The 22280-nt window shown below is 63.5% G+C and carries 23 protein-coding genes; 4 read left to right on the forward strand and 19 right to left on the reverse strand.

Annotated features, from left to right (window positions below; translation table 11 throughout):
• Window positions 1-74: 74 nt before the first annotated feature.
• The 12 genes from XM1_RS08020 to XM1_RS08075 form a co-directional block, all read right to left on the reverse strand.
• A complete protein-coding gene (locus XM1_RS08020) occupies window positions 75-1121 on the reverse strand; it encodes a phage major capsid protein (RefSeq protein ID WP_068432427.1) in 1047 nt (348 codons plus the stop codon).
• A gap of 29 nt (window positions 1122-1150) precedes the next feature.
• A complete protein-coding gene (locus tag XM1_RS08025; protein ID WP_068432429.1) occupies window positions 1151-2179 on the reverse strand; it encodes a hypothetical protein in 1029 nt (342 codons plus the stop codon).
• Between the two features lie 74 nt (window positions 2180-2253).
• Window positions 2254-4398: a hypothetical protein gene (locus tag XM1_RS08030; protein WP_068432432.1), complete on the reverse strand. Its 2145-nt coding sequence runs from the start codon at window positions 4396-4398 to the stop codon at window positions 2254-2256.
• Window positions 4398-6014: a phage terminase large subunit gene (terL, locus tag XM1_RS08035; RefSeq protein ID WP_068432438.1), complete on the reverse strand. Its 1617-nt coding sequence runs from the start codon at window positions 6012-6014 to the stop codon at window positions 4398-4400. The genes XM1_RS08030 and terL overlap by 1 nt, the downstream gene beginning before the upstream one ends.
• Before the next feature lie 6 nt (window positions 6015-6020).
• Window positions 6021-6491: a hypothetical protein gene (locus tag XM1_RS08040; RefSeq protein ID WP_068432441.1), complete on the reverse strand. Its 471-nt coding sequence runs from the start codon at window positions 6489-6491 to the stop codon at window positions 6021-6023.
• Window positions 6492-6493: 2 nt separating this feature from the next.
• The gene (locus tag XM1_RS08045) at window positions 6494-8467 is read right to left on the reverse strand and encodes a hypothetical protein (RefSeq protein WP_068432444.1); all 1974 of its coding nucleotides are present in this window, start codon (window positions 8465-8467) and stop codon (window positions 6494-6496) included.
• 2 nt (window positions 8468-8469) lie between these two features.
• A complete protein-coding gene (locus XM1_RS08050; protein ID WP_068432447.1) occupies window positions 8470-9846 on the reverse strand; it encodes a hypothetical protein in 1377 nt (458 codons plus the stop codon).
• 99 nt (window positions 9847-9945) lie between these two features.
• Window positions 9946-10353 (reverse strand): hypothetical protein, encoded by a 408-nt coding sequence (locus XM1_RS08055; protein WP_068432451.1) that lies wholly within the window; start codon window positions 10351-10353, stop codon window positions 9946-9948.
• A gap of 4 nt (window positions 10354-10357) precedes the next feature.
• Complete coding sequence (locus XM1_RS08060) at window positions 10358-10759, reverse strand: M15 family metallopeptidase (protein ID WP_068432458.1); 402 nt, start codon at window positions 10757-10759, stop codon at window positions 10358-10360.
• Window positions 10756-11277: a hypothetical protein gene (locus XM1_RS08065; RefSeq protein ID WP_068432462.1), complete on the reverse strand. Its 522-nt coding sequence runs from the start codon at window positions 11275-11277 to the stop codon at window positions 10756-10758. The genes XM1_RS08060 and XM1_RS08065 overlap by 4 nt, the downstream gene beginning before the upstream one ends.
• Complete coding sequence (locus tag XM1_RS08070; RefSeq protein WP_068432464.1) at window positions 11277-11615, reverse strand: DUF6378 domain-containing protein; 339 nt, start codon at window positions 11613-11615, stop codon at window positions 11277-11279. The genes XM1_RS08065 and XM1_RS08070 overlap by 1 nt, the downstream gene beginning before the upstream one ends.
• A 597-nt stretch (window positions 11616-12212) precedes the next feature.
• Window positions 12213-12761 carry a terminase small subunit gene (locus tag XM1_RS08075; protein ID WP_068432466.1) on the reverse strand — a complete coding sequence of 183 codons (549 nt, stop codon included), beginning with the start codon at window positions 12759-12761 and terminating at the stop codon, window positions 12213-12215.
• A gap of 125 nt (window positions 12762-12886) precedes the next feature.
• On the opposite strand from XM1_RS08075, the gene XM1_RS08080 reads away from it, so the two are divergent.
• The 4 genes from XM1_RS08080 (at window position 12887) to XM1_RS08095 (ending at window position 15887) form a co-directional block, all read left to right on the forward strand.
• Window positions 12887-14203, forward strand: a complete 1317-nt coding sequence (locus XM1_RS08080) for an AAA family ATPase (RefSeq protein WP_156428676.1) — start codon at window positions 12887-12889, stop codon at window positions 14201-14203.
• A gap of 2 nt (window positions 14204-14205) precedes the next feature.
• On the forward strand, window positions 14206-15039 hold the full coding sequence (locus tag XM1_RS08085; RefSeq protein WP_068432483.1) for a hypothetical protein: 834 nt from the start codon (window positions 14206-14208) through the stop codon (window positions 15037-15039).
• 93 nt (window positions 15040-15132) lie between these two features.
• Window positions 15133-15585, forward strand: a complete 453-nt coding sequence (locus tag XM1_RS08090) for a hypothetical protein (protein WP_068432488.1) — start codon at window positions 15133-15135, stop codon at window positions 15583-15585.
• Between the two features lie 104 nt (window positions 15586-15689).
• Window positions 15690-15887, forward strand: a complete 198-nt coding sequence (locus XM1_RS08095; RefSeq protein WP_068432490.1) for a hypothetical protein — start codon at window positions 15690-15692, stop codon at window positions 15885-15887.
• A 163-nt stretch (window positions 15888-16050) separates the two neighbouring features.
• Here XM1_RS08095 and XM1_RS08100 read toward each other — a convergent pair whose 3' ends face one another.
• From XM1_RS08100 to XM1_RS08130, 7 genes are all read right to left on the reverse strand, one after another.
• Window positions 16051-16332, reverse strand: coding sequence for a hypothetical protein (locus XM1_RS08100; protein WP_068432492.1), 282 nt, complete (start codon window positions 16330-16332; stop codon window positions 16051-16053).
• A gap of 449 nt (window positions 16333-16781) precedes the next feature.
• Window positions 16782-17237, reverse strand: a complete 456-nt coding sequence (locus tag XM1_RS08105) for a RusA family crossover junction endodeoxyribonuclease (RefSeq protein ID WP_082700421.1) — start codon at window positions 17235-17237, stop codon at window positions 16782-16784.
• A 422-nt stretch (window positions 17238-17659) separates the two neighbouring features.
• Complete coding sequence (locus XM1_RS08110) at window positions 17660-20158, reverse strand: DUF5906 domain-containing protein (protein ID WP_172821895.1); 2499 nt, start codon at window positions 20156-20158, stop codon at window positions 17660-17662.
• Between the two features lie 158 nt (window positions 20159-20316).
• Complete coding sequence (locus XM1_RS08115; protein ID WP_068432496.1) at window positions 20317-20550, reverse strand: hypothetical protein; 234 nt, start codon at window positions 20548-20550, stop codon at window positions 20317-20319.
• Entirely contained in the window at window positions 20550-21077 is a 528-nt protein-coding gene (locus XM1_RS08120) for a hypothetical protein (RefSeq protein WP_068432498.1), read from the reverse strand. Before XM1_RS08120 ends, XM1_RS08115 begins: the two co-directional genes overlap by 1 nt.
• Window positions 21070-22029 (reverse strand): hypothetical protein, encoded by a 960-nt coding sequence (locus XM1_RS08125; protein WP_068432500.1) that lies wholly within the window; start codon window positions 22027-22029, stop codon window positions 21070-21072. Before XM1_RS08125 ends, XM1_RS08120 begins: the two co-directional genes overlap by 8 nt.
• The gene (locus tag XM1_RS08130; RefSeq protein WP_068432501.1) at window positions 22026-22208 is read right to left on the reverse strand and encodes a hypothetical protein; all 183 of its coding nucleotides are present in this window, start codon (window positions 22206-22208) and stop codon (window positions 22026-22028) included. Before XM1_RS08130 ends, XM1_RS08125 begins: the two co-directional genes overlap by 4 nt.
• Window positions 22209-22280: the final 72 nt, after the last annotated feature.

Below are 22280 nucleotides of genomic sequence, written 5' to 3' on the forward strand. Positions count from 1 at the left end.
GCAGTTCTCCTGCGAGAGCAGACGTTGAGAGCGGACGGTCCGATTGTCCCGGACCGTCCGCCCTCAAATCAGACTTAGGCGACCTCGTAGACCGCGTTGGCGTTCATCTGGTCGCAGGCCAGACCGCCGGTCCAAGTCACGGCCCGATAGAGCACGTACTTGTCTTCCGGACGGGCGGGGTTGTGCTGCTTCATGTCCTCGCCATCCATCACCCAGAGCTTGGTGTGACGGGTGTCGATCATGTAGCAGCGCTTGCTCTCGGACAGATCGTCCAGGGTCGGGTCGTAGATGAAATCACCCAGGCCCATCATGGAAATCTGAGCCAGACCGATGTCGGTGGAGCCGGCCTTGGTGAAGCCCTGCTGGGTGTAGATACCCTTCTCGGCGACTTCCAGCTCAAGAGCGTTGATGAAGTCGGAGCCGCAGATGACCAAGTTCGGACGGCCACCGAAACGCTGGATCTGGCGCAGTTCGGACCGCAGGGTCTTGGTCAGGGTCTGGTTGGCCGCCGAGGCAGTGATCTTGCTGCCGCCAACCTTCGAGCGGTTGCGCCACCAAGTCACGGTCGAGCGGTCCAGACCGGCGACGGTGCCAGTGGTCGGGTCGTCGGTGATGAACGCCTTGATGCCGGGAACCTGCTTCGCATCCTGCGAGCCGTCCTTGTGCAGCATGGCGTCGAACGAACGAGCCCAGCCTTCGGCCATGTCGTCCAGCTTGTCCTCCAGCAGCCCGGTCAGAGCGGTCAGCTCACGGGAGCTGTGGTTGGAGGTGCCCTTGCCGGTCGTGGTATCGGTGACGGAGATGCCGTCGATCTTCAGCTCGGTCAGGGTCAGGCTGATACCAGCGTGCAGTTCCTTCCACGGGAAGACGGCGCGCTTGAGGTTGGCCGGGTTCGCGTAGGAGACGCTGTCGTTGTGGGTATAGCCTTCCAGGGCGGTCGTGTAGTCGCCCTTCACCGGCAGGGAGATGTTACCCTTGCCACCAGGGAAGGTCTTCTTGGCCTTGAGCATGGCATCCAGCAGCGGGCGCTTCTGGATGGTCTGAGCGAAAGCCGGGCCCTTGATGTAGAAGTCGAGGGCGGCGTTAGCGATGTTGGCGAGTTCGCCGGCAGAAAAAGCCATTTCCGTGTTCCTTTACGTGTCTTCCTGGGTCAGCTCGCCCTGGCAGCCAAGGCCACTGCCTCGGCAAAGCTCTTGGGGGCGGGAGCATTCCCAGCCGTCGCGGACGAATGGCTGCGGGGCGATGGCGCCGTGGGCTGCGGGGACGGGACCACGAAGGTCGAGTTGACCTCCTTGTAGGCCGCTTCCAGCAGTTGCCTGACCTGGGTGGGGTTCGCAGGAGCCCCGTGTTCCGCGATCAGGGCGCGGGCGTAACGCTCGACAGCCTTCTGCTTGCGGGAGTAATCCGGATCGGACGCGGACTTCTGGGCTTCCCAGTTGGCAGCTTCCGTCTGGAGGGCGGTGGCAGCGGCTGCGGCTTCCTGTTGGGCTTGTCGCTGAACCTGGGCTTGCGTCTGGGCCGCAGCGATGTTGGCGCGAGATCGGGCGGCTGCCAGTTCGGCGGCGCTGTCCTCGTCCACGTAGCCCTGCTCGACCCGCTCACGCAGATCGTCAGGAAGTTCAAGACCGGCCATCTGAGCGAGCTGGCCACGCCAACGGTCGATAAAGGCGAGTGCCTCCTTGGGTTCGATACGACCCTCGAAAGCGCCTTTGACCATGGCCGCAGCCTGGAGCGCGTCCGCCGCTTCGGTCGGTTCCACCCGATGTTCCCGCATGAAGTCAGTGATCTTGCGGTACTCGGTGGCCTCGGCCTTGTAGGCGTTGCGCTCCTCGATCAGAGCCTTCCAGCGGGGGTGCTTGCCAAAGGGCAGCTTCTCATCGGACTGTTCGTCCGTCTGAGCCTGTCCGGCATCGTCCGTTTCGGACGCTTCCCGCTTTTCGGGGTCGGGCGAGTTCCCGTCCGGAACTTCCTGGTCTTCCTGCGCTGCCTTCTTGACGATGGAGAGCAGGTCTTCCTTGGTTTCCGGTACGCCCTGGTCGTCCGCGCTGGACGAAGACGCGGCATCGTTTACGTCCGGGGCCGCAGCCTCGGCTGCGGTATCGGTGACGGTGGTGGCCGTGTCGGCAGCGCCCACCGCGCTATCCGACGTTGGCGAAACGTCGAGGGCTTCATCAGCCATACGCCAAATCTCCTGTTTGGATTAACCGAGTTTCGGTTAATCGGTTTCCGTTATACGTCCGAAATCGTCCGGCGTCAAATCGGACGCTGCGGCATAGGGACAACATTCGGGTCGCGGTTGGAGCCCTCCTGGGCTTTAGGGCCGGACGGTCCGCCGCTCTGCACCCCCTGCGGGCCCTGCTGGTTGGGGTCCGTCGTGGGGTCGCCGGTGCCAACCTGCTTCTGGGAGTTCTGCGCCATGATCGAAGGCATCCCCTCGGAGTAGGCGTCCGACAGATCGAGCTTGTCGTCCAGTCGCTTGACCATCTCTCGGAGCAGCCACTCCGGGTTGAGGTTGGGCAACTGCATCAGATAGGGCGCCATCATCTGGAAGTTCTGGAGTTCGGCGGCCTTGTTCGGACGGCCCGAGCTGCCGGCCTCGATCTCCAGATAAACGTCCGAGATGATCTCCTCGCGGGTGAGCTGCGGCCAGACGGCGCCGGGGCCGACGATCTGCTTGACGGTGTCTTCGGAGACTTCCATCAGCAGCACCTGCCCGGACGCCTTGGCGATTTCGGACAGCATGTCGTCCAACTCGTCCACCGCCGACGCCATGGCCGACATGCGCGAGCCTTCCGCGATGCTGCTCTCTGTTGCCGTGGCGGACGCGGTGCCGCCGAAGTTGGCTTCCTGGGCGCCGACCGTCTTGAGGATGTCCTCGAAGATGAACTTGACCTCGTAGACGTTGGGGTCGATGGGCGGGCCCTTCAACGGCTGGAGCAGGTCGTCCACCTTCTGGCCGGGGAGCAGCGCCTGGAGTTCCAGCACCGCGTTGGCGGGGTGGCTCTGGAGCTTGGCCACGTCTTCCTCGGACAGGGCGTTGGCCGCGACGGCGGTGGCCGGGCGGTTGGCGATCCGATGCTCCCGGATGCCCTCACGGGCCCGGTTGTACTCGCGCTGCATGGGTCGGAGGATCGTCACGTCGGACGGCGGGAACAGCTTGGTTTCGTGCTCCACCTCGTTGAAGGTGAGGACGAAGTACGGCCAGAAGCGTTCCAGCTTGACGTTCGGGTTGGTCGGCTCCCGCAGGAAGTCAGGGTATCCGTCCGCGACCCAGTAGACGAGGCCGTCCTTGCGCGAATGGATTTGCCAGACGCAGACATCGCCCTTCCCGGACTTGGTGTCTTCGTCCGACCGGCGCATGGCGGCGGAGCCCTCGGTCGAGCACTGGTAGCCGGTGTAGTCCTTGCCCACGTCGATCCGGAAGATTTCCTTTACGTCGTCCACGGACAGCAGGTATTCCTCCGCGACCCAGTCGCCGCCGACGAAGCCGCTGAGACGCTTGGTCTTGGGGTCCGGAATGATGGCGGTGGACGCCGGGAAATCAAACAGCAGTCCCTCGCGGATGATGACCTGGGGCTCGGCGGCCAGGGCGGTGATCGCCAGCTTGAGCTGCTCGGCCTCGGCGCTGTCCGTCCGGACCTCGTCGTCCGCGATGTCGGCGGCCAGACGCTCCATGGTCGAAAGACGTTCGGACAGGTCCGCGATCTTGGCCGACACCTCGGGGGTCTGCTCCATGATCCGCTGGAAGTCGAGCTTCACGTAGGCCACGCCGCAGGTCACAGCGCGCCGGACGAGCTGCTTCATGGACGCCTTGAACGGCACCGTCTGCTCGTCGATGTAGTAGGCGTAGATCAGCTCCAGCGTCTTGGACAGCTTGTCCAGCATCTGCCGGCGGGCGACGCCCTGCTGCACGTCCATCAGCACGCCGGCGGCCTGGAGGCCCTGCTGCATCATCTGCGGCTGGGCCAGCATCGCCATGGGTTGCTGGGTGGCAGTGGCGAGCGCCATCTGGCCGGCCTGGTTGGCAGCGGCCAGCGACCCCGGATGCCCGTCCCACTGCGTGAAGTCGAGGCGCTCCTTGCGCCGGGCGACCGCCTTGGGGTTCTTGGCATAGAGGGCAGCCACGCGCTGCTGGATGTGCCGCTGGATCAGGTTGGCCTGATACTGCTCGGGGTCCAGGCTCTTGCTCCACTGGTAGCCATAGGCGAGGTCTTGGTCCTCACGCATCCGGTCGAAGTCGTCCTTCCACCGCTCCTTGGCAGCAATGACGCGGTCGTTCCACTTCTTGACCAGCTTCTTGCGGGCGTCCGGAACGTCCGGGGTGTCCCGGTTGATGATATGGCCCTGCGTGGGGGCGCAGTCACCATCGTTGCAGTTGATCTCGTTCTCGTCGTCCATCAGAAGCCTCCGTGGCTGTTCGCTGCGGCCTTGCGCGCCTTATCGGCAGACCATTTGACCCAGGCCAGAGTTCCGGACTTGGGCCGCCCACCTTCCTGGCCGGCGAAGGGGTAGTTGGGTTTGGCCGCGACCTGCCGCTGGAGCCCAAGACCCAGATGGGCCAGGGCGTCCACAAAGTCGTCGTGGGTCGCGTTGGGGAATTTCATCATCTGGTCCACGGCGTCCATGTACCAGGGAGCGAAGGCAGGGAAGAAAACCTTGCCCATGGCCATGCGGCCCTGGATCGACTGGGCGCGGGTCTGCTTGTCCTTGACCGGGGTCTGCTCGTCGATGGCGACGAAGACGTGCTTCTCCTGCATCCGCTTCCGCAGGAACGGGCCGATGGACTTGGAGATGTGGCCCTTCTCAGCCCACCAGATCAGGGGCCGGTGGACCTCCATCAGGGTGAGCATGGCCTCGACGACCACGTCCGTCTGCGCCCGGCGCCACCAAGTGTCCGGGAGGATATAGACGTTGTTGTTCTCGTCCACGCCCGCCAGCAGCAGGCAGGTGGCATCCCGATCCTGGGCCGTGCTGACCGCGTGATCGGACGCGGCGTAGATGCGTAGGTTCTTGGGGAGCTGGTCCGGACCGTAGGTCTTGATCCAGTCCCGGCGGAAGAAGTCGCCGTCGTCCGGAGCCGGCTTGCCCTGGTAGAGCGCGGCGAAGCCTCGGGGGTTGTCCTCCCTGATGTTCTCCAGGAACTCACGGCTGAACCGCTCCGGCCACAACGCCTCGCCCGGAGCCCGTCCGAGCGGGTCTTCGTCGTAGGCCAGGGCCGGCAGATCGAGGATGCGCCAGCGGGCAGCGGACCGGGAATTATAGAAGGGGTTCTTGGGGTCGATCAGCCGTCCGACCAGATCGTCTTCATGCCACCGGGTCTGGATGATGACCACACGGGCGCCCGCCGTCATCAGACGGGTCCGGGCCACGTCCTGATACCAGTCGTAGAGCTTCTGCCGTTGGCGCGGGCTGTCCGCGTCCTCGCGGTCCTTGATCGGGTCGTCGATGATGAGCAGGTCCGCGCCACGTCCGGTAAGCGAGCCGCCGACGCCCTTGAAGACCGCCATGCCGCGCTCGGTCGTCTCAAACCTGTCGGACGCAGAGCTGCCCTTGACCACGTCCACGGTCGGGAACGCCTGCCGATACGCCGGCAGCTTGATCGTCTCGCGGATCGACCGGCCATGGTCCATGGCGAAGTCGTCGTTATAGGTGGCGTAGATAACGGACCGGTAGGCGTCGCGCCCCAGGAACCAAGCGACGAACTTGCGGGCCAGCTCCGTCTTCCCATGCCGGGGCGGCATGTTGATGATAAGCCGGGTGATGTCCCCACGCTCGACGGCTTCCAAGGCAGCGGCCAGGGCCCGGTGGTGCTTGGCCGGGGTGTATCGAGAGCGGTGCGGATCGTCCACGTCGTTCGGATCGGGCATCATCAGCCGGACGAAGTCGATCAGGTCGTCGCGGGCCTTACAGGCAGCCAACAGCCGGTCCGTGCCCCGCGCAGCCTCCAACTCGCGGCGAAGCTCGGCCTCGGCGGCGCTCAGGCTTTTCCGGACGGAGAGCGGCTTGGTGGCCATGCTGGGCTAGAGCCTCGCACGGATATTAGCGATGGCCCCGTTAACGTAACTAATATACTGGGTCGCAGTCTTGCCGGTGCGGGGGTCGTCGTTATCGACCACCCAGTCTCCGTTCTCGTCCTGCTTCTTGATTTCCATCAGGGCAGTGGACCCGACAGCATCCTCGCGCCACATGCGGTCGGTGATGGACTTCTCCAGCCGGTCGATCTCGGCCAGGGCATTGGCCTTGGCAATGTCGGCAGGGTCACGCGGGGTAGCGTTCCACCGCACCACATAGATACCGTCTTCTACGGTGCCCACGGTGTCGCTCACGAAGAACAGCCGGTCGTCGGGCCGTGCTTCCCAGCGGGTGGGGATGAAGCCGATCTCGGAAGCAGCACCGGGCTGACGAAGCCAGCCGGCGGGGTATTGGATGTCGGCCAGGACGAAGCCCGAGGAGGCAGAGACGAGGCCGATTGAGGGGTGATACCAGTCCATTTTTACCTCGCGGGGCTGGGGGCGACGTTGGAGCCGCCGAAGGGGTATTCAGCGAAGGCGGCGAAGATGTAAGTAGCGCCGCTGGCGTTCGTTTCTGATCCAGAAGCGGAACTGCGGATTTTGAAACCGTTGGCAGTCACGTCGATCAGATTGAAGCCCGAAGCGTCGTTCGCCTTCTCAGCGACAGAACTCTCGGCGTAGAGCGGGTTCGCTTCTACGTTGTAGGTGTCTCGACTGGTATCGTAGATACGCCAAGACCCCGCGCCGGAAGCGGTCGCGCCACGAACCATGATCCATCTTGGGCGGAACCCGCAGTAGACGAACGGGCCGTCAGTCGAGCCGTTGCCGACGTAGCTGCCGAACTTGCTGTAGCCGGGGATTTCGGCGAAGCAGTAGGCGACCATCGTGTCCCCGTTACTCGCCATTGTGGTCAGGTACGGGATCGTCGTGCTGGTCGGCGCTCCGTTCCAATACCCCGCAACCTGCGCAGACGTGGAATTTAGGATGAGGCGATTTCCAGCAGTCAACGCCGGGTGATAAACACCCCAGCCGAGCACGGCATTCCGACCTTTTTCGATGATCAGCTTTGGGGTGGCACCCAGCCCGTGACCGACGGTGTAGTTGCCAGAGGTCGTGTGCGTCCAAGTCACCACGCTGAACCCAGCCGCAGCGTTGACGCTCACTTGGGAGGCGACCGACCCGGCGGTGTTGGACGAGGCAGCGCTGCCAGCATTCCACACCCAGCCCACCGACGACCCGGACGGGGCGCTGTAGGTCGTCTCTGCTCCCGTGCTGTTCGACTGCAACACAGCCGACGCGCCGCGCACGGTGTCGATAAGCTGGTGGTTGTTGCTGTTCGCCCTGTCCTTGATCCATTCGAAGAAGTAGGTATACAGGGCTTCGCTGGACGACTTGATGGACGCACCCGCCGCCAGGACGACGTTGAAGTGGTCGGACGGCTTCTTGATGCTGACCGCCGGGAGATTTGCGGTGCAGGGTTTGGCATAGGTGGCTGGGACGCTATTGACAAGCGTTGTCGCGCCGAAATTTACGGTCGTCGTGCCTCCCGTAGAGTACGGGTACGCCTGCCCAGACACAGTGGCGATATTCGTCCAAGAGCTTCCGTTGGTCGTGTAATCAAGAACCCCTGCCGTGGTAATACGGAAGCCGTAGGTTGAACCGTTGGGGACTGACACAGTAGAGGCCGTTCCCGCGTCGTTGACGGTTCCAGAAGTCACCCCTGTAGTAGACGCTGTGACTTCCCAATAGCTGTTCTGACGGATGGCGTCGAACGTGGCTCGAGCGGTTCCCGTACAAGTCATGTTGCCGTTCGTCAGGCCGCTAACGCCTGGATAGACAGCGTTGTATGTCGCATAGTTGTTGGTCGGCGTATCGACGGTCTGTACCGGGCTGCCGCTGACGGTCCAGTTGTTGCCGTTGCCCGAGGTGTCGGTGCCGAGAGCGCCGGAAGAACCAAAGGCCAGGAACGAGTATCCGGCAGACGGGCGCTTTGCCGCCCACACTCCATTCGCATCAGCCGCACCGCCCTGGAGACTGGCAGAGGAGCCATTCCAGAAAGCGAAGTCGGACATGTAGCCTGAGAAATAGTTGGTGCCGTCGAAGCCCAGACGGGGGTTGGTGACTGACGCAGCGGTGTATGTGCCGGTGCCCGTGACCAGCGTGCCGTTGACGTAGACGCCCGTGCCGTTCCAGAAGATGTGATACCACGCTGACGGATCACGATAGAGCGCCGTACTGGTCAGGCCGAAGGCATACAGCGCGTCCCCGCTGGTGAAATACACCTTGTTGTCGAAGATCGGGGACGTAGCGCCCAGCTTGGACCGCTTGACCCACACAGAGCCGGAAGTGGTCGCGCTGGTGGTCAGCGTCTTGCTGAGATAGTCGCTGGTGCCGTTGAACCGTGCGCTGTTGGTGATGCTGTAGCCGGTCGGCCCTTGGCTACCCATGAGAAACATGGTTAAGCCTCCGCCACGTTCTGGCCGACGCACAGGAAGTTTGTGCCGTCATAGTGGAAGTCGAAGACACAGGTTCCAGTCAGCGACGACGGCACAGTGCCACCGGGGAACTTGAACGCAGCGTTCCAGCTCGGGGTATAGCCGCCGGTGGTCAGAACCAGACGATAGCTGGTGCCATTCACGCCGTTCGTCGGAGCGCCAATGGTCCGCGATGCGGTAGTGGTCAGGGTGGCGACTTGGGCGGCAGAGCAATCCCAGGCAACGGTGGCCTGATCGGTCAGGGCGGCTTTCAGGGGGGTTTGCTGGGCGGTGAAGGTATTCGCCACGTTCTTCTTCACGGTGTTGGCGTCGTAGCCCTGGACCGTGGAGCCGATAGCAGCGGACTTGAGGATGGTCGCGTCGTAGCCTTGGACGGTGACACCAATAGCCGAAGCCTTCAGCGTAGTAGCATCATAGCCCTGAACCGTCACACCGATGGCAGCGGACTTGAGGATGGTTGCGTCATAGCCCTGGACGGTAACGCCGATGGCGGACGCCTGGAGCGCGGTGTCGGCTTTGGCGCCTTGGGCAGCGGTGGCATAGTCGCTGGCCGCCGTGGTGGCGGCGGTCCCCAGCCCAAGGTTCGTCCGGGCGGACGCGGCACTCGCCAGATCGGACAGGTTGTTGGCTTTCAGCGCGGCCACACCGAGCACCGAGGCAGCGGACGCAGCGGCTTCGCCGGCCTTGGTCGTGGCGATCCCGGCCTGAGTGGTGGCGATGCCCGCTTCGGTCGTCGCGGTCCCGGCGTCTGCGGCAGCGTCCGCAGCCGACGCGGCAGACGACAGCGCCGCCGCCGTGGCGGTGTCCACCTGGGTCTGGAGCGACCCCAGCAGCGTGGTGGACGAGGTCAAAGTCATCTTGGTCTGGACGGCGTCGTAGGCGAAGAAAGACCCCTGGACCGGCGTGCCGCCGGACGCCACTTCGACGCCCTGGATATGGCTGGCGTTCCACTGGGCGGTGCCGTTGCCCACCTGGGCCGCCGTGACGTTGTGGGGGTTGTTGGTGGCCGACACATGGGCCAGGGCCGTGGTCGCGTCCGCCGCAGCGGCGTTGGCCGCCGCCAGAGCTGCGTCCGCAGTCGCGCCGGTGGCCGCCTCCACGTCCGCGATCAGCGACGCGGCCAGTGAAGGAGCCAGACTGTCGCTGGTGACGACGCCGTTCTTCAAAGCCCCGTCCGACCGCTGGATCAGAGCCAGCGCCGCCTGGGTGTCGTCGAGCGCGTGCTCGATGTTGACCATCTCCACGTCGAGCTGCGATCCGGGCAGTGCCCCGTCCGGATAGTTCGTGGCGTAGTCGTTAAAAGAGGTGGTCTTGTTATAGGCCCGAGGCGGCATGGTCATAGCGGATTACCCCACAAGTTCCGTCCGAAATATAAATCGGTCCGGAAAGAAAGTCTTGTGTTTTGTCCGATATGGTCCGACGCCTAATCGGTCGGCCAGCTACTTCCGCAGGATGCTGATCGTCTGGCCGATGACGGACGGCACCACGTTCTTCAGCGCGCTGATACCCCAGATGCCGCCAACCATGGCGATGACGATCTGGACGTACCATTCCGGCATGGCGGTCAGGACCACCTGGAAATAGTTGGTCACGCCCGCCGGGTCGAAGACCGACCAGAAGAACGGGAAGATGAAGATGCCGAAGCACACCCGCCGCAGGCCCTGGTCCTTGTCCGTGAGGTTGGCCATCTCCCACGCCGCGTTGTTGGTCTGGGCGTCCCGCAGCAGCCGGGCCTTGTTCTCCGCCTCGGCAGCGGCCAATTCCCGCTTGGCCTTGAAGCTGTCGTTGACCCAGCCGCCAATGGTTCCGACGAGTTCCATGGCCCCAGTGATCGGATCGAGAGCCATAGCCTTAGCCCCTCAGCTCGATGTGCGGCATGTCGATGAACTTCTCGTCCGCGAGCCCGTTACAATTCCAATCGCCGCCCCAGCGCAGCGCGATCCCCAGCCGGTCCGCCGTCATCAGGATGTGATGCGCGATGTCCTTGAACGCCTGCACGTCGTTCCACACCGCCTTGCCGTCCACGAACGGGACGAAGTCAAACGCGTTGGAGGGCATGGCGTTGTGCTTGGACGTGGGCCAGGGCGTCTTGCTCAAACCCTGGGCGCAGCACCGATCTTGCTCCGCTTTATCCCGGTGGCCGCAGGTGATCCCGAAATCAATCGGGCAGTCCTTGATGGCTTCCGACAACACCTCCTGCAACCGGTAATCACAGGTCGCAATGCGCTCCAGACTGACGCGGCCAAACTTCATTGCAGTTTCTCCAGCTTGTCGAGCAACAGGATTACCTTGGGCAGGCTGTCAAACAGCTTCGCGCCCAGATAACCAAGAACCGGCGCGGCAGCCGTGGCGATGCCGATTAGCACCCGCACCAAAATCTTTTGCCGCTCGTGGGCCTCGTCGCCGCGTGCCTTGCCCTCGGTTGCGATATGGTCGAGCTGCGTACTGATGGCGGAGAGCTTGGCATCGAGGATTTTCTCCTCGTCCTTACAGTGGTCGTCGATGGACCGCTCAACGTCCTGGATGACCTCCGAGACACGCTCATGCACGGAGTTGGAAAACTCCAAGAGCTTGCCGTTCAGCTCGTCGATCCGAGTGTGCAGCCGGACGATTGCGCCGTCCGTCTTGTCGAGCTTGCCGTCGATCTCGTCGATCTTCTTCTCGACGCCTTCCAGCCGCGCCTCCATTGTCGCCACCCTCTCTCCGATGTCATCGCCGGAGCGACGGCTGTGGCCCTTGCGCTGGTCCGGGCGCCACTCCATCCCGGACATCAACCGACCTCTGTATCTGCGGGCGCCTGGGCCTGATGGCGGTCTGACTGGAGGGAGACGACGCGGGGAGCGGGTACGGGTCGGGCGACCTCTGCCCCGCAGGCCGCGTAGCCCGCCTTGTCCACCCAGCTATCCGCGTGGGTCGGGTTGTGCATGATGCGGGCCGTCTTGAGCAAGTCCTGGGCCAGAGCGACCTGATGTGGCAGTACCGTGATCCCGAACAGCGTTGTCCAGAACTTAGCAGCCAGACCGAAGCAGTCCTCGGGAGTTCCGTAAGACTGGTTGCGGTCCTGGAGCACGGCTTTCGCAGCTCCGTCCAGCGTGCTCTTACGGTCCATGCGGCAGGCTCCGTTGAATTAGTTGGGCGCGGGCTACCCGGGGAGGTTTAGGGCTCCCGCGCCACTCGGAGCTGGGGGAAGCTCCTACGCGGTAAAGTAACCCGTTCGATTTTGTCCGACAAGTAGGATTTGCGTCGGACAGACCTGCGCGGCCCCACAGACCATTTCGGTTTGGCCGGGGGAGCCCACACAGGATCGGGGCCCGAAACCCGCCACAGACCATTCCGGCTACGTGGGAGCCTCGTTGGAGGATAGGGAGTTGGGGGAGTCGAGGTTTTCAAAATCTGCGAAATTTTCGGAAGCCGTCCGGCATAGGAAATCGCGCGGCGCGCGGTACTAGCCCAGGGGGCGGGGGCGGCATGAGCGTGGTGCCCAGGGAGGGGGTGGGGTGGCAGGGGGCAGAGGGCAGGCGGTCCGGGTCGGCGCCGGGCCTCGGACGCCGCCGGGCCTCGGGGTCGGACCGGGCCGGACAGGGCCCCCATGGGGTGGGACACTGTCCTTTACAGTTTCCGGACCGGGCGCAACATGGCGGAAATGCTCGCCTTTCCTATTCGGACGCGTCCGGATACGCCCGGGGCCGGGGCGCAACGGGGCGCATCAGTCCCAGGGATCGGGCTCGTTGTCGTCGGCCTGGTCGTTGGCCTGGTCGTCGCCAGGCGCCGCCAGGTCGGGTTCGTGCTCTATGACCCGGTCGCCTGCCTCGGTCCGCAAGTCCTCTACCACCTTCAACGCCTGGACTATGCGCTCCTTCGACGCCTTGGCGGACTGGGCCAGCTCCATCAACGACATCTCGGACATTGGCTTTTCGGCGCCGGCGGCCTCATCCCTCCGTAGGGCGCCGAGATACTCGCCAGCCTGGAGCACAAGTTGCGCCGCCTTGACCCGGACGCCGATAGCGTGCTGCGCGTCATCAATGACGTGCTCCAGCAAGTTCAGCGCCTTAGGCACCAACGTATTGTCTATGCGCGACCGGTGCGCTTTCCGGACGGCGGCGGCGATAGACGGGGTTTGGAGCAGGCGATAGCCCGTCTGGGCGGCATACTCCTCCCCGGCGTAGCCTGCCTCTAGGGCGGCTTCTTTCGCGTTGCGCCCGGCGATCATGGCTTGGATGAAGGCGAGTTGCTTGTCTGAAAGCTGGCGTCCCATGGGCATTTTCCCGGCAAATTGTCTATTGGTATATTACCTCTTTTAACCTGATTTCGGTTAACGCCAAAGTCAACAAAAACAGCGATTTACAAGGGTGTTGACGACACCGGACGAAATCGGACAGAATGAAACTCTACATTCATTTTGAATGTGGGCCACCACAGGTATTAGTCAACAAAATCAACAGCTTAGGATACACCACCATGGCACGAACCCCCACCAAATCACCGGACGAAATCGAGGCAGTCCTTGGACCGGCCCCCATCGTCGCCACCACCGAGAACAGGACCCTGCTTAAGGGCTGGCTCCGCGCAAAGGGCGTCCCGTCCGCTGTCGTCGATAAGATGAAGCTGTCGAATTTGGCCAAGTGCTACAACGCCCCCGCATACCTCGCTGCTGTCATCCGCAACCACCATGCGGACCCGTCCGGCAACTCCGAGCCCTACCCTGAGCCCGCTTCCGGGCCCACCGCGCCCACCCCGTCCGTTTTTGAGCCGGACGAAATCATCCCCACCGCCACCCCCCAGGAGCCCCACGCTATGACTTTCCCCCAGGCGCCCACCGCTGCCCCCGACACTGCCGCCGCCCTCCAGGCGCTGCTGGCCTCGCTCGCCGCCAATGCCGGACCGTCCGAGGCGCGGATTATTGAGCTGATCCAATGCCACGCGCCCAAGCCGGAGACGCCCGTCTACAAAGTGGAAGTCACCACCCCGACGCGCACCATCACCACCGGCACCGCCCCCCGCCATTACCTCTTCCCGAACGTCCTGGCCCTGACCGGGGCGGGCATCCACGTTATGCTGGTCGGCCCCGCCGGGTCCGGTAAGACCACATTGGCCGAGCAAGTGGCCGAGGCCCTGGGCCTGCCGTTCTACTTCAACGGCGCCATTGACACCGCGTACAAGTTGTCGGGGTTCATTGACGCCCAGGGCCGGGTGGTTTCTACCGCTTTTCGCAAAGCCTACGAACAGGGTGGCCTGTACCTGTTCGACGAAGTGGACGCCAGCTTGCCGGGCGCCCTGATGGCCTTCAACGCAGCCCTCGCCAATGGCGCCGCTGACTTTCCGGACGGCATGGTAAAGCGCCATCCCGACTTTCGTTGCATCGCCGCCGCCAATACCTACGGCAACGGCGCGGACCGGGTGTATGTGGGCCGTAACCAGCTGGACGGCGCCAGCCTCGACCGGTTCTTCTCTGTAGCCCTCGACTATGACGAGGACTTGGAGCGGATGCTTTGCCCAAACAACGACTGGGTCCGCCATGTGCAGCGCGTCCGGGACGCCGTCCGGAAACTGCAAATCCGCCACATCGTGAGCCCCCGCGCTTCGATCATGGGCGCCGCCGCCCTCGCCGCCGGGCTCGACCGGGACACGGTAGAAGCCGGGCTGCTCTGGAAGGGTTTGGACAAGGCCACAATCGCCAAAATCCAGGCGGAGGTGTGACCATGGCCGACAAGATTATCATTCGGGAGTTCCCGGACTGGTCCGCCGTCCTCGACGCCGCCGAAGTGCCCGGCAAGCCCCTGGACGAAAAAGGCCACGCCCGCTCCGCCTACTATGAGGAGTACTTCTACGGCACCCCCACCTGGGACGCCGCCATGGACCTAGCCCGCAACGGCTGGCAGGAGGGCCGGGACCGGCTGGTCCGGACCTTCGACGCCGCGACCGCCCTGCAACGCACCGCGACCGTCCAGGCCCGCTTTCTGGACGTGGCCGGAGCCTATCCCCACGCGGCACTAGCTGCGGCGGGCGCCCCCGACTGCATGTGGTCCTTGGGGGATACGCACATCGCTGCCAAGCCAGTGGTCCGCATCCTGACAGGGCAGGGGGTCCGCTCCGGTGTTGACGCCAAGTGGATTATCAATCGGGGCGCCGCTCTCCTCTCCCACATCGACCGTCTAGAGGACGCCGGATATTCGGTGGAGCTAACCGCCATCCACGCCGCCAGTTACCAGGGTTGGAGGCACGAAACCAGCTACACGGTCAAGCGGGCCGGCGAGCCCCTGGAGCTTGACCGGCTGGCCTTTGTCCTGGCGCACCCCTCTATGCACCGCCGGATGGTGTTTGCCCTCCGGGAGCAAGCGACCGAACCGGGCTTTAGGAAAGCATTCGGCGGGAACTACGGCGGGACGTGTCGCCCGCTGGAGGTTCCGGACGACGTGATTTTTCTGCCCCACATCGACCCGGACGAGGCCGGGCCCTGGCTTACAGTCGAGAGCGCGGTGGCCAACATTGGCGCCGCCCTGGAGGCCCGAGGCATCCGGACAACGTCCGATTAAACGCCGGACGGCGCACAGGATGCCCGGACACTTCCGGGCATCCGCTGGGCCGCCCGACTTGGACCGCCCGACACCACAAGAGGAGTAGAAACCATGCGTGCCATTCTTATCGACCCTATCGCCCGCACCATCACCGAAACCGATGTTTCCGGGTACCACCAGATCAAGGCAGCCATTCAGTGCGACCTCATCGACGCCGTGGCCCTGGGCAAGGATGTTACCGGCTACGTGGACGACGAAGGCCTGTTCGTCGCCCTGGAAGATCAAGGCTATTTCACCCTCGCCCATGAGGTCCGCCCCTTTGCCGGACGTATGTTGTTGCTCGGGGGGCCGGACGACGAAGGCAGGGACACCCCCCTTCCGGCCTATGTGTCCGTTCTGACGGTCAAGCAAATCGTCCACTGGTCTGACAAATCGGACGTTTGGGCCAAGTCCGAGGCCGGGGTTTATGACGGACAGATCGGGGTCATCAACGCGGACGGCTCCACCACCATCACCGACGTGATCCCCGTCCGCATCCCGTCCGCCACCTATGGGGAGTGCTAGGTCAATGACCCAAGCCAGCACCGACGGGCGCCTCTGGCGCCTCTCCGACGGCCACATCGTCAACACGCGGGAGCTCGCCGTCGCCATCCTCCGGGAAGTCCGCAATGGACGTTGAAACCCACATCACGCCGTCCGGCTCGTTCTGGTATGTCGTCAACGACTGCGCCGGGGCGCCCCTGATCGTATCACCGGCCATCTATGGCACCGGCGACGCCGCCTTGGAGGCCGGGGAAGCCATGGTCCGCCACCTCGCGGGCATCTACGCCCGCCGGACGGGGGAGGCAGTCCGTGGGGTGGCGTGAGGACGTTCTGGACTTCATCGGGCTGGTAGCGGTTTGGCTTGTCGTTCTGGGTTCTGTCCTCTTGACCGACGCCCTGTTCGCCCAAATCCGCTAGGCGCCCCCAACCCCAACCCCAAGCCCCCGTCGGCCCGTCCGGCGGGGGCTTTCTCTTGGCCGGGCGTTGCTAGTAGGCAGCCGCCCGACGACGCCGCACAGGCCGGGCCTCGGGCGCCTCGGCCACCAGACGGGTCAACGCCATGTATGCGGTCAAGACACAACCGCCGTTGGACGACGCGTGCTTTAGGCTCAGGGCGCGCTTCTCCATGACCCTCAGACTGTTAAGGGCTAAGTCCAATAGGGCCTTGTGGTCGAGAGCCTCCACAAGGTCCGCTATGGCATCCAGCAACGCGGGGTCACTGGGCAGGGTGATGGGGGACGTGGTAGTGTTCTGGTAGGTCTGGCTCATGGCGTAACTCCATTTGAGCTTGGCTTAGGGATACATCGGGGCGGCAACCCCGATGTATCCCGACACTAATTCCGGACGGTCCGAAATGTCAAGGCCCTATCCCAGAAAATCCAGGAGCAAAAAATACACCCGGAAGCCCCCTCGTCCGGAGCGGGATTACTCGCCAACCCCCGCCAAGCCCCGTCTCTGGATTTCCAAAGAGGACATGGGCAACGTGGCTGGCGTAGTATTTATTATGGTTATAGTCGGCGTAACGACTTTTTGCGTTGACGCTTTCTTCGGGGTGGTCTTCCGGCACTAGGCTCAGACGGCTACGGCTCAGACGTGAAGAGGCCCCGGACCGCTGCCAGTCCGGGGCCTCTAACTCCCACCACAGGAGGAACCACCATTCACACAGGGACCATACCACATCTGGCGCCCAAATCAACCCCTACCCACAAGCGCCCAGCCTAAGCCCCCAAAAACAACGCCATCTCGTCAGGCTCAGACAGGGGGATCACCCGCAGTACCATCTCAGGCTCAGACCCGAACAACTTCCGCACCTCCAGCTCGACCACTTGGACATCGTCGGCCCAGGCCACCCCGTTCAAGGCATCAAGCGCCAGCTTTGCCACGTTGTCGGCATCGGGCTTCGTGGTGGGCCGCAGGTCGTTGGCCAGGGCGAGGCTCAGACGGGCCTTGGACAGGCTCTTAGGCGGAGCCACCACCACGTCGATCTCAACCCGCAGCGGTCCGGTCAGCCAGACCCGCCCAATCTGGTCCAACCAGCACGCCCTCACCCAGCCCTCGGCGTTGATGGTTTCCTCGGGGGTGTACACCCGCACGCCGGCCTTCGTCCGCACGGCTCGCGGTCGTTGTTTCCCTCTTGCCTTTCCCGGCACGGTCACGCAGGCATGAACTCCCATACTCCAACCTCTACTATCTCTGCGAGCAGCGGACCGGGTCCGGTCGAACTTGTCTGAACTAAACCCCTAAACCCTTTTTATACACCCCCACACACCCCACTCCCCACACACCCCATACCCCCCATATACCCCTCCCCCTATTACCCCTTACACATATATTCTTATTTTAGTTCTACTAGTACTACTAAGAGAGAAGAACACTAGGATATATAAGGGTTTCATCCGGTCGGACAGACTAAAATCGGACTACCGCGAACTACCAAAAATCCGTTGTCCGCCCGGCCCCAGCCCTCGCCCACCCCTGCCGGATAAATCCCCGTCCGAATTAATCCGTTAATTAGAAGCAACGATCCTATTTTCCGTCCGGACCGCAGGACTACCCCACCGCAGTGGGCGTAGTCCGCAGATAGTATGTCCAACCGTCAATCGAACTCGTCGCTGGCGTCGATCACTCGCCCATTAGACGCACCCTTACCTCCGGCGCCGCCGTCGCCATCATCCAGGGCTTTGGCCTTCGCCTTCTCCCACATGGACCAGTACAGGTCCACCACCCGTCCGTCATCAGCGGCCTGTTTCAGCATCTCGACGCGGCGGACTGCCCAAAGCACGCCCTGGCGCTGCCCCGAGCGGGGATGCTCCCTACCCAGCTTGAACTCGCCCATCTTCTTGGCGCCGTGCTTTCTCAGGACGTGGGACACCGTCATGGAGATGGACTTGGCCGTGGTGGTCTTGCCCCGTGCCCAGTCCGGGCATTGGGCCGCCACGTCCGACATCACGATCAGGTCCGTGTCGAAGGGGGCCGCGCCGTTCCGGATGCAGCTATCAGCCCAGGACTTGATGGACGACGCGGCTTCTTCGGTCATCTCCAACTTGGCGGCGGTGACGGGAGCGGCGCCTTGAGCGTTGAACCGGCTCAGATCGCGCTGCCGCAGCCACCCAGCCACCAGATGACTATTGGCGTCAATCCAGTCCGCCAGGGGCTTGTAGTAGTCCTTGCCGTCCGGGTGGCTCGGCTTCTCGATCCAGCTCACGAAGTAGCGGCGGTCGCCGTCCTCCAGGGCCAGGGCGTCGCGGTGGTTGGTCAGGAAGATAAAGGACGTCACGTTGGGGTGCTGGATGGGATCGCGGCCCTTGCGCTCGATCTCCACATAATCGGGCGGCGCGGTGATGTGCTGCTTGAGCATGTCGTAGATGCCCTTGCGCTCGAAGCTGTGGATTTCCTCGAAGACCGTGAGCTGTGAGCACCAAGCCCAGGTGTTGAAGCGGCTTTCCAGGCTCTTGGCGGGCACCGTCTGGTAATTGCGCTGCCCGAGGGCGTTCTGGAGGGGGCGGATCAGCAGGCCCTTGCCCACGCCGAACGCGTCCGAACCCAGGACCACGGCCCAGTTGGGTTTGCTGCCGCCCAGGACGCAGGCCATCCAGTCCATGATGGTATCGCGCTCCATCTGGTCCGGGACGAGATACTCGGCCAGATCGAGCCAGGGCTTGATGTCCGCGTCCGAAACCCCGACCGCTGCCCTCAGAGGTCCGGGCCGCCAGAGGTTCACGGCGCGCTCGCCGTCCTCGGTCAGCATCGGGCCCTGCCCCGGACGGTAGGTTATTCGCTGGACGTAATTGCGGACCGCCGCCGGCAGGCGGTGATACTGCCCGGAGGCGCTGTTGGCCTTGGAGGCGAAGCTCCCAATGTTGGAGTGGCGCTTGTTGAGCATTCCGTCCGTCAGCATCGCGCCCGTCTCCAGGTCGATGAAGCGTTCGTCGAACTCGAAGTAGGCGTAGCGGCGGACCAGCATGTCGATGGCACTGCCGTCTGCCGCGTCCTCACCCGCGCCGCCGGACCCACCGGGCCCCGTCTCCACAGGCTCGAAATCATCCTGGGCGGAACAATACCCGTGCTCGTCCGCTGTCTTGGAGAGATAACCCCAGCCCAGCGAAGTCTCACGGAAGCTGTCCCACTTTTCGCGGACGGTGTCCGGATCGTTGTCCGGCCAGCCCAGGGCCCACTCCTCCAGATCGGGATAGAACTCTTCGTCGCCGCCCACGGACGCCTTGAAGGATGCCACAAGCTGGTAGAAGCCCTCGTAGTCCGAAATGCTCTCACAGGGGATGGACTTCAAAGCCCGGACGGCGGCGTCGGGGCTGGGGGCGCGCAGGGCGCCGTCGATCACCGGGACGCGCTCAAGCGTCGAGGCGCTGCCACCGGACGACGAAGAGACTTCCCCGCCGAACATATCGACCACGGACCCGATGGCGGCCCAGAGTTCCTCGATGTCACCGGGTGCCAGCGGCACCAGACCGTCCGATGTCAGGGACGCGGGTGAAATATCATCCCGCCAGTGGTAGGGCTTTCCGGACTTGTGGAGGCCCTCGGCGATGAACTGCTGCCCGTGGCCCAACAGCTCCACGGCGTGCTTGGGCTTTTCGTCCGGACTTTCGCCCGGCAGCCGAAAAGCCAAGCGGCGCTTGGGGGTGGGTGTGGTGGTGCGGGCCAACAGCAGGCGCTTGGCCACGTCCGGATTGCCGAACCGGACGGGCGGGGCCGGGAACAGCCCCATGCCGTAGGCTTCGGCGTATTCCAGGACGGCGCGCTCCAGCGCGGCGGCCAGGGCGTCGTCCAGCACATCAATGTCGAAGGCCACCAGATTGTGGCAGTTGAGCCCGAGGCCCGCGCCCCAGGCCGCGAAGCGGCTCAGATCGGACTGGGTGGATCGGTGGTTGACCCAGTCGCCCAGGCCGACCCAGCCGGACGGCGTCTTGCGTCCGGGGACTTTCCCGATGTTCTCGGGCGGCAGGTTGGAAGTGGGGGAGAGCTTGGCGCCCGGCGGGATGATGGGCAGGATGCTGTCCATGAAACCGGACGCGGCATAGTTCAAGAAGGTCTGTTCAGAGACAGAGACGGCGGGGGAGACGCATTGCGTCGTCATGTTGGTACTCCGTGGGTGGTGATGCTCGTATGGCATGGTCTGTTTCGTCCGGCGTCAAATCGGACTGGGGGCGATAAGCGAAACCACCGCCCGGACGGAAGCCCAGACGGCGGCGAGGTACAGCGCCAGGATGGTCAGACGGGGGAGGATGTCGCACATTACAGCTTCTCCACCTCGGCGCGGATGGCGTCCGCTAATATTTTCCCAATCCACACAGACACTTCAACGACGTGTCTGGGGTATGTTTCTGAATTAAGATTGCCACCACAAGCAATCTCCGCAGCACGCTCCAGGCCAGCGGCGTAGGCGGCGCGGAGGGCGTCGGCAATGCTCTCGCTGTTGCTGTATGGAACGTCGAGTTCCCCGGCCATCTTCTCAAAATCAGGCTTCATCACTCACCTCCCTCGGCCCGTGCCGCTGCGATGGCGGCTTGGTGGCGGTTATGCTCCTCAACATCTGCCACAGCGCATGAAATCGGCAGAGCCTCATACGCCCACAGCAGAGCAGCCCGTGCGGCGGCGAGGTCGGCCTCGGCTTTCTCGGCACGCAACTGCGCCTCCAGCTTGGCGTTAACCTCTCGGATCAACGCTTCGCCTTGGCCCTTGTAATCGGCCACCAGCGCCTTCACAGCTTTGGGCAGGCAGGCCCGCAAGGGTTCGGGCACCACGTTGCCATCGTCCTGGGTGTACATGGTCGGGCCAAGAAGCGGGGCCACCTCGTCGATCAGGTCGGTGTAGTAGAGTTCGTTGCGGCAATGTTGGTTCGCTGTGTCCTTCCACCCGTCCCGCTCAGCCACCAGTTCCTTGATGGCGGCGGCGGCGTCAAGGCATGCAGGGTCTACGGTAGTGCCATTCGACATCCACCTTCCCGCAGGATACGGGGTTTCCAGCCGCCGGATCAGATCAGCGTGGTCAGTCATGGCGGGGCTCCCAATAGCTTTTGAATGGCTTGCGTCGGGTGTTACCCGCGCAGACATTGCACGGCTCGTCAGCGTGGTAGATGTGGTTGAACCGGCACGTCGTGCAGTTCTTCACCGGCTCGGCAGGGACTTGCTTGGACTGGTAGGCGCGGACGGCTTCCCACAATGCCGCGCTTTTCTGCCCCTCGGGTCGGTGCTTGACACCAGAGAAACGGTCCACCGCAGCGTCCACCACGGGCTTCATCGCTTGGATGCGCTCAAGGTGGTCAAGGATGCTGTCGTTGCGCTTGTCCACCTCGGCATGCAATTCCTTGACGGCTGCGTGATGCAGGGCGCACCACTCGCGCTCGACTTCTTGCAGCCGTTCCACCTCGTCCTTCAACGCCTCAGTCTCGTTGATGCGCCGCCTGTCCAAAGTTTTGCTTACGGTGCGGCATCGGATTTCCCATTCGGATTTCCAGTCATCCACCTCAGCCTGGAGGGCTTCGGCCTTCGTGCGCCATTCATCGGCAGCCTTGACAGCCTTCTCCACGCAGACTTCGCAGACACCATAGCGCGTCGGGTCTTCCTCTTCCGACGCTTCGCTGGGCACCGGGCTGCCGTCGCTCATCCAGGCGACCTTGCAGATAGCCAGAGGTTCGCGCATCGTCACCGACTCACGCGCATCGTCTTCGGAGGTGAAGACTGAACTCGACGCGCTAGGCCACTGTCCGTCATTGGCGTAGAGCTTGACCCAGCCTTCCATCAGCACCGGCTTGGGCTTGGGCGGCACGCTGCGGAGGGCAGGAAGGGCTGTCGGACAGGCTTCCCCGTTCAAGTCGTAGAAATAGACGTTGCCGTCAGGAAATTCGACGATAACAGGGAGCCTAAATTTTCCATCAGTCGCCAGCACCCGCACAGGGCGCGGCGGGTCTTCGGTTGTTTCGATTTCTTTCGACCAATCTATGGTCATCGCGGGGTCATCCTTCTCACTTCACCGATCAGCACCATGAACGTCGGGAGCTGCCCCCGGAGTGGCCACAGGCTGGCGATGTATTCGTTGGTCCAGATCATCTTGTAGATGAAGTAGGGCCGTCCGGACCCGGCGTTGCCGGCGACCGCCAGCTCGAAGGCTTCGTCATAATTCATCATGGTTTCGTCCTGTGGTGTCGGTCGTTAAATCGGTCGGGTTTTTATCGACGTCCCGCCGTCCCTTGCCACGCC

The organism is Magnetospirillum sp. XM-1 (assembly GCF_001511835.1).
Classification (GTDB): domain Bacteria; phylum Pseudomonadota; class Alphaproteobacteria; order Rhodospirillales; family Magnetospirillaceae; genus Phaeospirillum.